Source organism: Azospirillum sp. B4, from assembly GCF_000333275.1.
In the GTDB taxonomy this organism is placed as follows: Bacteria; Pseudomonadota; Alphaproteobacteria; order Azospirillales; family Azospirillaceae; genus Nitrospirillum.
The window spans coordinates 1-14,984 of the sequence record NZ_BACU01000457.1 but is presented as its reverse complement, the minus strand read 5'-3'; the positions used below and the strand labels follow the sequence as shown (position 1 = coordinate 14,984).

The window sequence follows — 14,984 nt, the reverse complement described above, 5'->3', positions numbered from 1 at the left end:
CGATCACCGCCCGGATTGCGACCGGTTCAGACGGGATCGCCTCACTCTAAGCACCAGTCCGTCCCCTTATCGTAAAGGGCATCCAGCCGGTCCAGCAGCGCCTTCACCGACAGCGGCTTGGTGAAAAAGGCGTCCGCACCGCCAGCCCGCGCGGTCGCCTCGTCCACCGCCGCGCTGTGGCCAGTGCACAGCATGCAGATCAATTGGGGATTCTGGCCCTTGGCGGCGTGGATCAGGCTGAGCCCCGTCATGCCCGGCATGGTCTGGTCGGTGATCAGCGCGTGATAGCCCTGGGTCTTGTCCGCCAGCAGCGCCAGCGCGGCCCCGGGATCGTTGCTGACGGTGACGTCGTGCCCGCGTCGTGACAGTCCCTCTTCCAGCAGGTCGCCCATCGCTTCTGTGTCATCCACCACCATCACCCGCAGGCGGCCAGTGGTGGCCGGGGCGGTGTGGCCCGGTGCCGCCCCGACTGGCGTGGTGGCGGCTGGCGTGGCGGTGGCGGGGGGCTCATTCGGCACGCCAGGCTCCGCCAGGCAGGGCAGGGTGATGCGGATGACCGTGCCCGTGTCCAGGCGGCTGGCGACGGCCAAGCCGCCGCCGTGGGCCTTGACGATGCTATGGACGTTGGCCAGCCCCAGGCCGGTGCCCTTGTCCTGACCCTTGGTGGTGAAGAACGGTTCGAACATGCGGGCCAGGTGGTCGGGGGATAGGCCGGTGCCCTGGTCGGTTACCTCCAGCACCACATGGGGGCGGTCCGCCGGTGTCGGCAGGATGTCCAGCACCGTCCAGTCCGCAGGGAAGGTGAAGGGCAGGGGGCCGCGGTTCAGACGGATGGTGATGTCCCCGGACTCTCCCCGGCGGGCGTCGTGGGCGTTGATGACCAGGTTCATCAGCACCTGCATCATCTGTGTCTTGTTGGCGCGCAGCCGTGGCAGCCCCTCTTCCGTCGTGCAGGTCAGGCGGGTGGTCGCCGGCACGGTGGAGCGCAGGACCACCTGCGCGTCCTCAACGATGGCACGGGCCGGCACCACCTCCTGCACCCCGGCGTCGGTGCGGGCGAAGCCCAGGATTTGTCGCACCAGTTCCTTGGCCCGGGCGCCGACAGCCACGATGCGTTCAGCATAGCCGCGCGCCGGAGAGTCCGCCGGCAGGTCGGCCAACAGGAACTCGGCGTACCCCAGCATGGCGCCCAGCAGGTTGTTGAAGTCGTGCGCGACGCCGCCAGCCAGACGTCCCACGGTTTCCATCTTGTCCTGCTGCAGGATCTGGCGCTGCAACACCTGGCGCTCCCGCTCCGCCCGGTCCCGTTCCGACACGTCGCGGGCCACCACCAGGATGTCGCCGCTGGCATCGTTGCTGGCCGTGAATTCCACCGCCTCCACCCGATGGCCGGACAGGGTGGCCCAATTGTCCAGTACGCCGGTCCACATGCCCCGTCGGGCCAGGCCGTCAGTGATCTGGAAGCGGGCCCCGGCCAGGGCGGCCGCCGTTTCCGGCGTGACGAACTGGGAAATCCGCCGGCCCAGCAGATCATTCGCGTCGGTGACGCCCAGCAGGTTCAGCGCCTGGCCGTTGGCGTACAGCACGCCGTAATCCCGGTTCATCATGAAGATGGCGTCGTGCGCCAGGGCGATGCAGGCGGCCACGCGTTGCAGGTCCACGCGCAGCCGGTCCCGCTCCACCAGGGTCTGGCGGAAATTCTCCAACCCCCGCGCCAGATCGCCGATGACGTCCGGGCTGTCCTGGTCGGACAGTGCCTGGGCGTAGTCGCCCTGGTTCAGGTTCTCCACCCCCTCCTGCAGGCGCAGCAGGGGCTTGGCCACGATCAGGCGTACGGCCAGGACCATCAGGCCCGTCAGCAGCAGGGCGCACAGGACGCCCGCCATCAGGATGGCGGTGCGGATGCCGGCGAAGGGCCGTGCCAGTCGGTCGAGCGGCACGTCCATGACCAGCAGGCGCCGCCCTTCCCCGGGAAACAGATCCACCGGCCAGGTGAAGCGGCGCATTCGCGACCCGTCGGCCAAGGTCCGTTCCAGGCTGTAGGGTTGGGCCTGGTCGATGTACACCCTTTCTGCCGGCGAGAACTGGTAGTTGGGCCCCTCGCCGATGGTGGCGGCGCTGGCCAGCAGGGTGGGATCGGGATGATAGCCCCAGACCCCATAGGTGTTGATGATGGCGATGGGGGCGCCGAACGGGCGGCGCCCTTCATAGACCCGGGCGCGAACGCGCTGGTCCAGATCGACCCCCGCCACCCCGATGATGCGGTCACCCACCATGGCGGGCATGGCGTGGGAAACCAGGACGGTGGGAACGCCCTGGATGGGGAAGATGTGCGGCGGCAGGATGGTCAGGCGGTGGCTGCGCAGGGCCCGGGCGTAATAGTCCTGGGCCGCGAAGTCGTCGGGTGGGGATTGCAGCCGCACCGTGCCTTCCTGGCTGGTGGCGAACAGGGCATAGCGCCCGGTGCCCGGCATGCCAACCTGGAAGTCCTTGGCCGCCAGGGCGTCGGCGTCCGGGCCCAGGGTGTCCGGCTCGGCATAGAACCAGACGCCCACGGCCTCCGGATGCACGGTCTCCGCCTGGTGTATGTATTCGGTGATCTGGAGACGGTGCGCCAGGGTAGGCGCCCGGCCCTCTTGTTCGCGGGTAGCCGCCGGGTTGGAAACCCTGCGGGCCGCACCTTCTGCGATGGTGATCTCTTCCCGGATGCTGGCGCCAATGGGTTGCGCCTCCCTCTGGGCGGTGTCGCGGCAATAGTCGTTCATGAATCGTTCCACCACCTGCTGGCTCAGGTGCACCGTCACCGCGATCATTCCCCCCAACATGAGGCCGGTGGCCGGCAGGATGGCCAGCAGCAGGCGCATGGGAAGGGAGAAGCGGATCATCCGCGGGTCCGTTGTTGACATTCACCCTCAGGGCCGGGGGATGAAGGCATGAAAAAGGGAACAGGCCTGGTGGCGCGCTTGGTACGGCGGCGGGAAAAGCGTAGCGCAACCCCTGGGGATTTGCGCCTTACCAAGAAGGTCAGGGTTGCGATGCCGGCGGCTGTTCGGGCGCCAAAGTCAATGCGGCCAAGGGGGAAGCGGTCAGATCATCGGTGGGGGGGGCAGCCGCCCGTCCCAGCCCCGTCACATCCAGGGGGCGCGGCCGGGCGGTACGGGGCCGGGCGATGCGGGGCCAGCGGCGGCGCGGCGGGGCGTTGGCCCCGGGTAGCGCTAGAGCCACGAGGGCGGGCACGCGGACGGTTGGTTCCGCGTCCTCTTCAACGCCCGCTCCGGCGCGCAGGCGGCTGTTGACGGCCAGGGCGAACAGGGGCGCCAGCCAGACCAGGCGGTTCTGGTAGCGGTCGTGCGGGTTGGACAAGGCGCCGCAGATCAGCGCGTTGCCGGCCAACGCCGCCAGCAGGAAGAGAAGGGCGCCCAGGGCCGCGCCGTCGCGTTGCCTTACCGCTTGGGGGATCAAGGCGGCCAGCGCCGCCAGCGCGATATAGGCCAGGGGGACCGTCAGATAGTTGAACAGATCCGCCATGCCCGGTGTCGGCCCGTCGTTCTGCTGGTCGGCCTTCAGATAGGCGGATTCCAGGCCCGGCAGGAACTGGTGGACCATCTCCCGCGTGCTGCCGTGGTATTCGTCCAGCCCGTCGCCCGTCTGCACGCGGAAGAACTGCTCCACCCCCGCTTGCAGCGACGTCCCGGCCAGGGCCAGGGGGTAACGTCGCATGATGGCGGCGTTCACCCGCGCGGCCTCCGCCGTCATGGCCTGCCAGCCGCCCAGGGCGACCAGCGGGGACTCCTCGCTCCACAGGAATTCATCCGCGGTGGTGGGCAGGTGATGGCGGTGGCGGCATAGGGCGTAGGCGTGCGGGTCGTCCGCGCACCGTTCCTCCAGCAGTTGGCGCACATGACCCTGTTGCAGAAGGCTGCCGAACAGGAACATGGGGCCGCCGGGCGTCAGCCGGGCTTCGCCGGTGACCGCGCCGTTCAGCAGGGGCAAGGCCAGCACGCCGCCGGCCACCATCGCCGCCGGGGGCAGCAGGCGCAGGGCCCGCCATGATCGGGGCCGGGCGATGCTCCCCGCGGCCTTCATCACGACCAGGAAGCCGACCAGGCCCATGCCCAGCGCCATGCCGGACATGTGCGACAACAGGCTGAACAGGCCCAACGCCCCCACGCCCAGCCGGGTTGGCCAGGGCAACCAGGGCCAGCGGAAGGCCAGCAGCCATAGGGTCGCCACCACCCAAGGGACGGTCAGGTCGGGCATCAGCTGCGCGGTATACCAGGCCATGCCGGTGCCCAGTGACAGAAACAGCACCAACGCCAGCGTGGCGGGCCAGCGATGGAGCACACTGGGCGCCAGGCCGCCACGCACCAGGCGCAGCAGCCACAGGGTCAGGGCGGACTGCGCCACCACCGGCCCCCACAGGGTGCGCCAGTCCAGCGACGTCGCCTGCAGGAACAGGCCATAGGCCAGGGACCGGCCCTCCACCAGCCTGTGCAGGGCCGCCGCCTCGATATAGCCGCCGGTGTCGAAAAAGACGATGGGGAAGCCGTTCAACAAGGCCGGCCACAGCATCAGGACCAGGGCGCCGGCGATGGCCAGCCAGGCTGACGGCGACTGTGGCCCCACGGCGTCGCGCACACGCGCCATCAGCCGCGCACCACGGTGCCGGACGCCAAGCAGGCCAGGCAGGGTGGATGGTTCCCCCAAACCGAAAGGTCCCCGTAATTCTTAGGCTTATGTCCCGACACCTATCAATAGCCGGGGCGGTGGGCCTGTCTGTCAAGGGCAATCGGGGAAACGGTTGCAGTTGTGCGACGGTGGTGGCCTTCCGGCCACGCGCGGCATGGTTCACGTCACACCGCGCGTTACAGGCCCAGCGCCGGTCCCCGGCCGATGAACGCGGGATTGGCCGGGCATGGGGTCGTGGGACGTTCGGCGAATTCCGCCGCCAGGGCGTCGATGAAGCCACGCACCGCCGGCACCAGACCCCGGCGGGACGGGAAGACGGCGTGCACCACGCCTGCCGGCAGGGTCCAGCCGGGCAGCAGCGCCTCCAGCGATCCTTGGGCGAGATAATTGTCGATGATGAAGTGGGGTAGTTGGGCGACACCCACCCCCGCGAGCGCGGCGTCGCGCAGCAGACCCATGTCCTCCGTGATCAGGCGTGGCTGGTGGGCGACCGTGCGCAGCACGCCATCCGGCCCGTACAATCGCCAGACATAGTCGCCGCCGGTGCGGGGCATGTCGACTCCGGCGAGGGCGCCCAGCGCCTCCGGCGTTTCCGGGCGGCCATGGCGGTCCAGGAACGCCGGGCTGGCCACCAGGGCGGATCCGTGGCTTTCCAGGACCTTGACGATGAGGTCGCTGTCTTCCAGCGGCGGCATGCGCACGCGGATGGCCAGATCATAGCCTTCTTCGATGACATCCACCCGGCGGTTGCTGGCCTCCAGCCGGATGGTCACGCGGGGATACTGGGTCATGTACCGGGTGACGACCGGTCCCACCCGGGTCAATACCAGGGCGGTGGGGCAGCTGACCCGTACCGTGCCCTGCGGTTCCGCCCGGGTGCGGTCCACCGCTTCCTGCGCCGCCTCGGCCTCCGCGATCATGGCCAGGCAATGGGCGTGATAGGTGCGGCCCACGTCGGTCACGGCGAAACGGCGGGTGGACCGCTGCAACAGGCGCACGCCCAGCGCATCCTCTAGCATCGAGACGCGGCGGCTGAGGGTGGATTTGGGCACTCCCAGCGCCCGCTCCGCCGCGGCGAAGCCGCCATGCTCCACCACCTGGGCGAAGTAGTAGAGATCGTTCAGGTCGCGCATGGTCCGGTCCCGGTCACCCCTGGGTTGACGCCGGGGGGTATTGTTCCAATCATGGAACATAGAGTGTGAAATCTGCCCCCTGATGGCAAGGGCGTTCCAATGGCAATCTCCAGGGGTCTTCGGCGGCTTGCCCGCACATCCCGGCCCGCCCACCTTTGGAACGAAAGCACCGATCATGAAGCTCCTGCACATCGACTCCAGCCCCCTGGCCCAGGCCTCCGTCTCCCGCCAGCTGACCGCCGCCGTGGTCCAGGCCTGGCAGCAGGCCAATCCGTCCGGCGAGGTCGTCTACCGTGACGTGGCCGCCGTGGCCCCCGCGCACCTGGACGCGGAATTGCTGGCCGTCGCCAAGTTCGGCGCCGACCAGGATCTGACCCCGGCGCAGCAGGCCGAGCGCGTCCTGGTCGACACCCTGGTGGATGAGCTGCTGGTGGCGGACGTCGTCGTCATCGGCGCGCCCATGTACAACTTCTCCGTCCCCAGCCAGCTGAAGGCCTATCTGGACCGCCTGGCCCAGCCCGGCCGCACCTTCCGCTACACCGAAGCCGGCCCCCAGGGTCTGGCCGGCGGCCGCAAGGTCGTCGTCGTCTCTTCCCGTGGTGGCAAGTACGCCGGCACGCCGTATGAGGCGGCGATGGACCATCAGGAGGCCTATCTGAAGGCCTTCCTTGGCTTCCTGGGCCTGACCGACGTCACCATCGTGCGGGCCGAGGGCGTGGCCATGGGGCCGGAGTCCAAGACCGGCGCCCTGGAGGCAGCCAACGCCCAAATCGGCGGCCTGTTCCTGGCCCAGGCCGCTTAAGGCCCGGCTGCCTGAGGCTGAACAAACTTCCCCTGTTGGCGGTTGGTAAGGCCGGCGTCCCTGATACGTAGGGGCGCCGGTTTTGCCGTGCCCGATCGGTTACACTGCCGTCCGGGCGCACCATGACAAGGGAGCCTTGCGATGTATCCCGACAGCCGCCACGACGACCTGCCCCCGGACCTGCGGCGCTTCGTCGATGCCCAGAACCCCCAGCTGGAAACGGTGACGCGGGAGCTGACCGCCGGGCACAAGCGCAGCCATTGGATGTGGTACTTCTTCCCCCAGATCGCGGGATTGGGGCGAAGTGCGACGTCGCAACAGTATGCGCTGGCCTCGCTGGACGAAGCGCGGGCCTATCTGGAGCACACCATCCTGGGCGCCCGTCTGCGTCAGCTGACGGCCCTGGTCAATGAGCTGCCGGGCGATGACGCGGCGGCCGTGTTCGGCCCGGTGGACGCCCTGAAATTCCACTCGTCCATGACCCTGTTCCATCTGGCGGCGGGCAACCGCGACAGTCTGTTCCAGGACGCGCTGGACAAGTATTTCGGCGGCCTGCCCGATCCACGGACCCTGGCGCTCGTCGGCGGGATGGGAAAATTGCCTGCATAGGTAGTGTCCGATCTGGATAAGGCGCGCGTATGTGGCGTAATGTTCTCCCGGGGAAACGTATCCGGGGGTAACACGCATGTCTTTTTTCCCGAAGGGTCTTGTTGGCCCGGCGGCCGTGGTGGCGGCCGGGCTGGTGACCAGCGGCACCGCACAGGCGCAAAGCGCCAGTGAACTGGTGATGCCGCCGACGGTAGGCCAGGTGGGCGGCACCGACCTGCTGGTGATGCAGTCGCAAACCTACACCGTGCCCAACGGCGGTGGCGCCAGCCTGACGGTGCAGGCCAATGGCTTTCTGAATTTCGCCGACCCGGGCGGCGCCGCGGCGGCCAAACAGATGCTGGAAACCGCCCGCAAGACCGGCAAGGTGGCGGCACCGACCAAGAAGGCAAAGGTGTCGCCGGCCATCGCGCCCAACGAGCTGCTGGTGGGACCGACCATCCGGGCGCAACCGGGCACCACGCTCAACATCCTGATGGGCAACCTGTTGACCTATGACGTCAACCAGGGCGACGGCTATATGTCCAACGATGTGCCGCATGGTCTGGACGTGGTCAACCTGCACACCCACGGTCTGCACGTCAGCCCCAGCGGCAATTCCGACAACGTGCTGCTCAGCCTTTATCCCCTCGGCACGCCGCAGGCGGTCATCGACGGCTGCACCAGCGAGATGGGTGCGGGTATGTGCCAGCAGGTGCTGTTCGGCTACTCCATCCAGATCCCCGCCGCCCACGCCGCCGGCACCTACTGGTATCACACGCACAAGCACGGCTCCGTGGCTTTCCAGCTGTCCAACGGTGAGGCCGGGGCGCTGATCATCCAGGATCCGCAGCACGGGATCGACAGCTTGACGCCGGTGCAGCAGGCCGCCGAAAAGGTGATGGTGTTCCAGAGCATCCAGGCCGGCACGCCCAAGGGCGCCAAGGCCGGCGCCCCGCTGCAGATCACCTGCGCCGGCGTCTACGGCACCAACGGCAGCACCTGCACCTATCCCGGCGGCTCGGCGCCCACGCCGATCAGCAACGTCAACGGCCAGCTGTCGGTGAATGGCCAGCTGTCCCCCACCGTCACAATGCAGACGGGCGAGGTGCAGCTGTGGCGCGTCGTCAACGCGACGGTGGGCAGCGTCCTGCCGATGTGCCTGGTGCCGACCGGCGGCGCCACCGGCGCGCCCACCGCCTACGTGCTGGCGGCCGACGGCGTGCCCGTCCAGCGCCCCGTCACCGACAACACCGCGCCGCCCCTGGCCCTGAAGGCCCCGGTGCAGGCGCCGGACGGCAATGGCGTGATCAACAACGAACTGCTGCTGCTGGCGCCGGGCCAGCGGCTGGACTTGATGATGCAGGCGCCAACGACGCCCGGCAGCTATCAGCTGATCCAGCCGGCGAGTGCGAACGGACTGGCCATGCAGCCGCCCACCGCGCCGGGCAGCTACCAGTTGGTCTCGACCAACGGCACCGTCCCGGCGGCGGACACCTTCAACCCACCGGTGCTGCAGCCCACCATGGCCAGCCTGTGCCAGCCGAACCAGGGTGGCACCGTGGTCCTGACGGTCACCGTCGTGCAAGGCAGCGGCACGTACAACCAGGCGCTGCCGACGCAGGCCCAGCTGAACGCGCTGTACACGCCCGCCAATCTGGCGGGAACGCCGGACGCCCCGTCATCGCCCACCCAGGGTGTGGTGTTCGGGTTCACCAGCGGCACCTATGCCAACGCCACCGGCGGCGCCTCGGTGGTCAATGGCCGTCCTTTCACCCCGGAACGGCCGCAGCGCATCCTGGCCTTGAACCAGACGAACCTGTGGGGCGTGCAGAGCGCCGCCGACACCCACATGTTCCACATCCACACCAACTCGTTCCAGGTGATCAAGCGCGGGACGGTGGACTACGCCTTTCCCGTTTGGCGCGACACGGTGCTGATCAACTGCGCGCCGGCCATGGGCGGCGGCAACTGTGCCTTTCCGCAGGGGGTCACCAATCTCGCCGGTTCGGTCAACAACTACGGCGAGGTGGTGCAATTCCTCAGCCAAGCGCTGGACTACACCGGCGAGATGGTCATGCACTGCCACAACACCAATCATGAGGACACGGGCATGATGGAACTGGTGCAGATGGTGGCGGCGGACCAGGCCGTGCCCACCCACCATGTCCACATGCATGAACCGGCCGGCGGCCCACCGGCCAGCGGCAACCGCGGTCCGGGGCATCCGCCGCCGTCGGCGGCGCCGGCCACCCCGGCGCACCCGGACTAAGGACCAGGTCGGTGAGGGACGGTTGCGGGTGCTGGAATCACAACCGTCCCTATTCCCGCCGCCTCCGTGCTCTTGGCGTCACGTTCAAGGGGGACTCGGGCGAGGTCCCATCCGGGTGCCTTGTTTAGATGGCATAATTGCAGTCAATCGGCTTCTTTAGTTGTGTTTACCGGATGCGGGCTGCCGTCGTCGGGGGAAGGCCCGCCCATCCAGTCATATCCCCGCAACAACCAGTCGGCCAATTCCTCAGGCTTTTTCTGAAGCGTCGCCGGCTGGCGGGCCACCGTGTCGATGAAGGCCTGGAACAGGGCGCGAAGCCGCCCGCGATCGGGCAGCCGATTCTGGTCCGGCGGCAGGGCCGGTCCACGCATTTCGCCCACCCCCGAAATCAACCAGTCCAACGATATGGCGTAAACCTCCCGCATGGCGATCAGCACTTCGGCGGTTGGTAGCGCCGCGCCCCTTTCATAGGTGCCCAGCGTGACCGGATGCGTATTCAGCCGCACGGCCGCTTCGGCGCGGGGCATGGCGCCCCGGGCCTGTATCAACCGTTCGGCAAGGGGCGTCTGGGGCTTCAGCGGTCGCGCCATGGCATCTGTCCCGCCTCAGGGTCGCCGGGTCGATGCGGGAAGGTGGGGTGAGCGATACCCGAAGCCAAAGCTGTCTTCGGGTCCGCATATTCCCTCCATGGCATAAAACGGTTTGCAAAGAAGCCAAAAGACTGTAAACGTGATGGGCATTAAAGCTTACTCCGGGTCGTTCGTTCACCACGGCCAGGCTCCCCCTGGCTTGGGACGGACAAACATATGATCTTCCTGACGAGGCCATTGCCCACGTTTGGAAGGACATAAGCCCAACGGATGCCATAGACCGACTTCATGCAGGCCTGAAATGGCTTCAGTTTGGTTTGTCAGGGTAAAAAAAATCTGAATTCCGCAAGTGATTGCGGGTGGCAGTCATTGGATTCGACACCGACGTGCACTCACTTCATTGCTCATCGCCGGCAATTTGTTCTGGCTTATCTGCAAGTGGGGGTGGGGGAGTTGATTCCTTGGAACTTCTCATGACTTTTTCGTTCACACCCCGACGCTCGGTTCCCGGGCGCATGGATTCGGGCGGCGCGGGATATCCGCAGCCTACCGCCGAAGCCTGCCGCATGCCCGATCCTCTCCGCGACAAATTATAGCGCGACCCGCTGGCAGCCGCGCAAGCGCCGCCGGTGGATGGCTAACCAACGCCGTTGGCGCCCTGGCTTTTCCCCCAGTCCCCATAGTTTCACCAGAGGGTGGCATATCCATGCTCAATAACATCCGTCTCGTATACAAAATCCTGGCATTGGTCGGCGTTCTGTCCTTGGTGGTCGCCAGCCTCGGTTACGTCGGGTATGGCAATGTCCAGCGCCTTGGCGCGGCGGGTGTTGAAATCGACATCGCTGATGGCCTGGCGTTGAAGGCGGCCCGGATCAACCAGGCGCTGATCGCCCTCAGCCGATCCGAATACCGGGTGGGCATGGACGCCAGCGCCGCAAGTGTCGCCGAAGCCACGAAACGGGTGCAGGCCGATCGCGCCGCTTTGGAGAAGGGCTTGGATGACCTGCGCGCGCGCGCCGACAGCGAACGCGAGCGCCAGTTGCTGGCGGATATCGAGGATGGCTACCGCAATTATCTCAAGGGAATGGATCATACGTTCGCGCGGGCGCGTGAGCGGGGGGGCGACATCGTCCTTGGCGACGCTCAAAAGGACGTGATGCGGGCGGTTCTGGAAAACCGGCCCGTCGCCGATCGTCTACAGGCGGCGGTCAAGACCGCGGCCGACTATTTCGACGAGCAGGGGACGCGGACCGCCCACGCCGGTTCGCAGATGGCGGCGACCGCCCGGACCGTGATGGTGGTGGGGTCGCTGGCGGGTATCGTCGTCGGGCTTGGCTTGGGGCTGCTGATCGGCCACGTCGGTATCGCCGGCCCCATAGGCCGCATGGTCGCGTGCTTGCGGCGTCTGGCCGACGGCGATGTCGACCAGGCGATCTTCGGCGTCGGCCGCCGCGACGAACTGGGCGAGGTCGCCGAGGCCATGCAGGTCTTCAAGGATAATCTGATCCGCAACCGCCGTATGGAAGCCGAGGCCAAGGCGTTGGAGCAGCGCGCCGCCGAAGAAAAGAAGCGGACGATGAACGAACTGGCCGACCTGTTCACCGCGAATGTCGGTGGCGTGGTGGACTCCGTATCCTCCGCCGCGGTGGAATTGACCTCCACCGCCGCCGCCATGTCCTCCATTTCCGAGGAAACCAGCCGGCAGGCCACGGCGGTGGCCGCCGCCGCCGACCAGACGACGGCGAACGTGCAGACCGTGTCGACGGCGGCCGAGCAGTTGTCCGCCTCGGTCGGTGAGATCAGCGGCCAGGTCAGTCAATCGGCGCGCATCTCGGTGGCCGCCGTGGACCGGGCCCGCGAGGCCAACGACCAGATCAGGGGCCTGGCCGGGGCCGCGGACCGCATCGGGCAGGTGATCGGGCTGATCAATGACATCGCCAGCCAGACGAACCTGTTGGCGCTCAACGCCACCATCGAGGCCGCGCGCGCGGGCGAGGCCGGCCGCGGCTTCGCCGTCGTCGCGGGCGAGGTCAAGTCGCTGGCCAACCAGACGGCGCGCGCCACCGAGGATATCGCCGCCCAGGTGGCCGCCGTGCAGACCTCCACCCGCCAGGTGGTGGACGCCATCGAGGGTATCGCCGCCGTCATCACCGACATCAACCAGATCGCCACCGGTATCTCCTCGGCGGTGGAGGAGCAAAGCGCCGCCACACGGGAAATCGCCCGCAACGTGGATCAGGCGGCCAAGGGGACCCAGGACGTTTCCCGCAGCATCTCGGGCGTGACCGTGGCGTCTGAGGAAGCGGGGCAGTCCGCCACCCAGGTGCTGGAGGCGGCCAACGCCCTCAGCCGTGATTCCGAAACCTTGCGCACCCAGGTCAACGACTTCATCGCCAGGATCCGGGTGGCTTGAACGGGATAGGGGCTGGTGCGTTCCGCGCCGGCCCCGGCATCGGCCGCTACCTCATCTCCCACACGTTGTTGCCCCGGTTCAGGTCCGGCAGGACGTGGTCGGGGTCGACGGTGACGCGGCGGATGGCGGGGCCGCCGTCCAGGCGGATGGTGGCCTCGGCCTTGCCCCGCCAGGTTTCCACCGGCACGCGCACCATGCGCTGGCTGCCGTCGGCGTAGTCCACCCGCAGCGTGGCGGGCAGGACCAGGCGGTCCAGCACCGCCAGGGTGACCAGGGCGCCCTTATCCGGGCCACCGTCGGCGTAATCCACCTTGCGCACGGCGAAATCCGCCGCCCAGTTGTTGAAGTACCAGCCCCGCCAGAACCAGGTCAGGTCTTCCCCCGCGCCGGATTCCATGGCGCGGAAGAAGTCGGACGGGGAGGGATGCTTGAACGCCCAGGCGCGGATGTAGCGGCGCAGGGCGGCGTCGAACCGCTCCGGCCCCAGCACCTGCTCGCGCAGCAGCACCAGGCCCAGCGCCGGTTTGAAATAGCTGACGGGGTGGCGGTACTTCTCCGACATGCCGTCTGGGGCGTTGATGATGTTGGGCGCGGCGGCATCGGTCAGCAGCGGCAGGATCTCATCCACCGGGTTGCCGCCGCCGGGCGCGTATTCGCCATCGCGCTTGGGCGCGTATTCGCCGTGGTTGAAGGCGTCCTGGGCATAGATGTCGATGAAGGTGTTGGACCCCTCGTCCATCCAGGCGTCGCGCCGCTCGTTCGACCCCACGATCATGGGGAACCACGTGTGGCCGATCTCATGCGCCGTGATCCAGTACAGGTCCTTGCCTTGGTCCTTGTAGCCGTCGAACACCATGCCCGGATATTCCATGCCGGCGCCGTGGCCACCCAGGTTCACCGCCACCGGCCAGGGATAGGGGAACCACTGCGCGGAGAAGTGCTCGATGGAGGCCTTCAGATATTCCGTCGACCGGTTCCACTTGTCCGATCCCACGCCCTCCACGGGATAGACGGACATGGCCAGCGCGTGGCCGCCTTCCGGCAGGTTCACGCGCGCCGCGTCCCAGACGAAGGCGGCGGATGCCGCGAAGACCACGTCGCGGGTGTTCCGCATGCGGAAATGCCAGGTCATCTCACCGTCGCCGCGCGGGCGGCTCCTGGGGTCGGTCACTTCCTCGGGGGTGCGGATCAGGACGGTGGCGTCACTGGTCCGCGCCTGGTCCAGGCGCGTCAACTGGGTGGGCGTCAGCACTTCCGCCCCGTTCACCAGTTCCCCCGACCCCGCGACCAGCATGGTGGCCGGCACGGTGACGGTGTAGTCGAAGTCGCCATACTCGAGATAGAACTCCGACCCCAGGTAAGGCAGGGTGTCCCAGCCGCGCAGATCGTCATAGACCGCCATGCGCGGGTACCATTGCGCGATCTCATAAATCTCGCCGTTCTTGGTTGGCGTGTGGGCGGTCCGCCCACCCCAGGTGCCGGGGATGGTGTAGCCGTAGTCGATGCGCAGGGCCAGCTTGCCGCCCCTGGCCGCCAGCGGCTTGGGCAAATCCACCCACATGCGGGTGTCGTCGACATGGAAGGGCAGGGCCGTGGCGTTGCCGTCCCCCATGTCGACCGTGACCGTCTTGATCACGAAGCCATCGGTGCTGCCGGGCCGTGGCCGGTCGCCCCCGCTGGTCACGGCGGCCCGCGCGCCCTTGCGGTAGATGTTCTGGTCCAGCTGCAGCCACAGCCGGTCCAGCGCGTCGGGACTGTTGTTGGTGTAGCGGATGACGGCGGTGCCGGTCAGGGAGGGGGCGTCCGCCCGCGCCGTGTCCAGCCGGGCCGTCAACTCATAATCCGCCCGGTTCTGCCAATAGGCGGGTCCGGGCAGGCCGCTGCCCGACCGGTACTGGTTGACCGCCTGCGGCAGGGTCAGGGGGGCGAAGGCATCGAACGGGCGGTAGGGGGTGGCTGGTGCCGGATTGGCGTCCGTCGGCTTTTCCAGGCGTGCCGTGCCCCCGCTCCGCATCTGGGCCAGACCGGCCCCCCCTATCAGAACCAGGACCAAGGCGGGCAGGGCGGCGCGGCGGAACCAGGGCGTCGTCATCAGGTATGGAACCTCAAGTGTCAGTTTGAATGAGACCTGTGCGTCAGGCCCCGGCGTTTGTGCCTAAGCCATTGCCATCATGAAGGATTCCGGCCGGAAGGGAAAGTCCCGCTTTGCGAATCCTTAACCAAAAATAGTAATTCTTGCTCCATAAGCATGCAAAAGCAGAACTGGACAAAAGATATACATTCACACTAGGTTCATCACAGACAATGCCCCATCCAAAGACTGACGCACGCGCCGCCGTTTCAGGTTGGTCGCCAGGATTTCGTGAAGCCGACCCTTCGGTTTCCTTTAACCACTTTGGAAAGGGCGAGCCCATATCTGTTGGAGTGGCTTGATGCTTGGGTCTTTCATGAAACGGTTCGCCTGGCAGACGGAGGCGAAGCTGGCGGCCTTGGCCAAATC

The 14,984-nt window shown here is 67.4% G+C and carries 10 protein-coding genes; 4 read left to right on the top strand and 6 right to left on the bottom strand.

Annotated elements, in window-relative coordinates; translation table 11 throughout:
• Nucleotides 1-41 precede the first annotated feature (41 nt).
• From I55_RS19890 to I55_RS19880, 3 genes are all read right to left on the bottom strand, one after another.
• Nucleotides 42-2,885: an ATP-binding protein gene (locus I55_RS19890; protein ID WP_044562324.1), complete on the bottom strand. Its 2,844-nt coding sequence runs from the start codon at nt 2,883-2,885 to the stop codon at nt 42-44.
• A 139-nt stretch (nt 2,886-3,024) separates the two neighbouring features.
• The gene (locus I55_RS19885) at nt 3,025-4,647 is read right to left on the bottom strand and encodes a hypothetical protein (RefSeq protein ID WP_148293853.1); all 1,623 of its coding nucleotides are present in this window, start codon (nt 4,645-4,647) and stop codon (nt 3,025-3,027) included.
• A gap of 218 nt (nt 4,648-4,865) precedes the next feature.
• Nucleotides 4,866-5,822 carry a LysR substrate-binding domain-containing protein gene (locus I55_RS19880; protein ID WP_044562338.1) on the bottom strand — a complete coding sequence of 319 codons (957 nt, stop codon included), beginning with the start codon at nt 5,820-5,822 and terminating at the stop codon, nt 4,866-4,868.
• A 175-nt stretch (nt 5,823-5,997) separates the two neighbouring features.
• Here I55_RS19880 and I55_RS19875 point away from each other — a divergent pair, with 175 nt between their 5' ends.
• From I55_RS19875 to I55_RS19865, 3 genes are all read left to right on the top strand, one after another.
• Nucleotides 5,998-6,624: an FMN-dependent NADH-azoreductase gene (locus I55_RS19875; protein WP_044562322.1), complete on the top strand. Its 627-nt coding sequence runs from the start codon at nt 5,998-6,000 to the stop codon at nt 6,622-6,624.
• Nucleotides 6,625-6,765: 141 nt separating this feature from the next.
• On the top strand, nt 6,766-7,233 hold the full coding sequence (locus I55_RS19870) for a DUF1810 domain-containing protein (protein WP_044562321.1): 468 nt from the start codon (nt 6,766-6,768) through the stop codon (nt 7,231-7,233).
• A 76-nt stretch (nt 7,234-7,309) separates the two neighbouring features.
• Nucleotides 7,310-9,481 carry a multicopper oxidase family protein gene (locus tag I55_RS19865; protein WP_083901270.1) on the top strand — a complete coding sequence of 724 codons (2,172 nt, stop codon included), beginning with the start codon at nt 7,310-7,312 and terminating at the stop codon, nt 9,479-9,481.
• A 143-nt stretch (nt 9,482-9,624) separates the two neighbouring features.
• Here the strand turns inward: I55_RS19865 and I55_RS33290 are convergent, their stop codons facing one another.
• The gene (locus I55_RS33290) at nt 9,625-10,008 is read right to left on the bottom strand and encodes a helix-turn-helix transcriptional regulator (RefSeq protein WP_159107243.1); all 384 of its coding nucleotides are present in this window, start codon (nt 10,006-10,008) and stop codon (nt 9,625-9,627) included.
• 769 nt (nt 10,009-10,777) lie between these two features.
• On the opposite strand from I55_RS33290, the gene I55_RS19855 reads away from it, so the two are divergent.
• Nucleotides 10,778-12,484: a methyl-accepting chemotaxis protein gene (locus tag I55_RS19855; protein WP_044562320.1), complete on the top strand. Its 1,707-nt coding sequence runs from the start codon at nt 10,778-10,780 to the stop codon at nt 12,482-12,484.
• A 46-nt stretch (nt 12,485-12,530) separates the two neighbouring features.
• On the opposite strand, the gene I55_RS19850 is transcribed toward I55_RS19855, so the two are convergent.
• Nucleotides 12,531-14,576 (bottom strand): M1 family metallopeptidase, encoded by a 2,046-nt coding sequence (locus I55_RS19850; RefSeq protein ID WP_083901269.1) that lies wholly within the window; start codon nt 14,574-14,576, stop codon nt 12,531-12,533.
• A gap of 43 nt (nt 14,577-14,619) precedes the next feature.
• Nucleotides 14,620-14,984 (bottom strand): hypothetical protein (locus tag I55_RS37995; protein ID WP_211100317.1); only part of this gene is annotated, 365 nt, incomplete at its 5' end.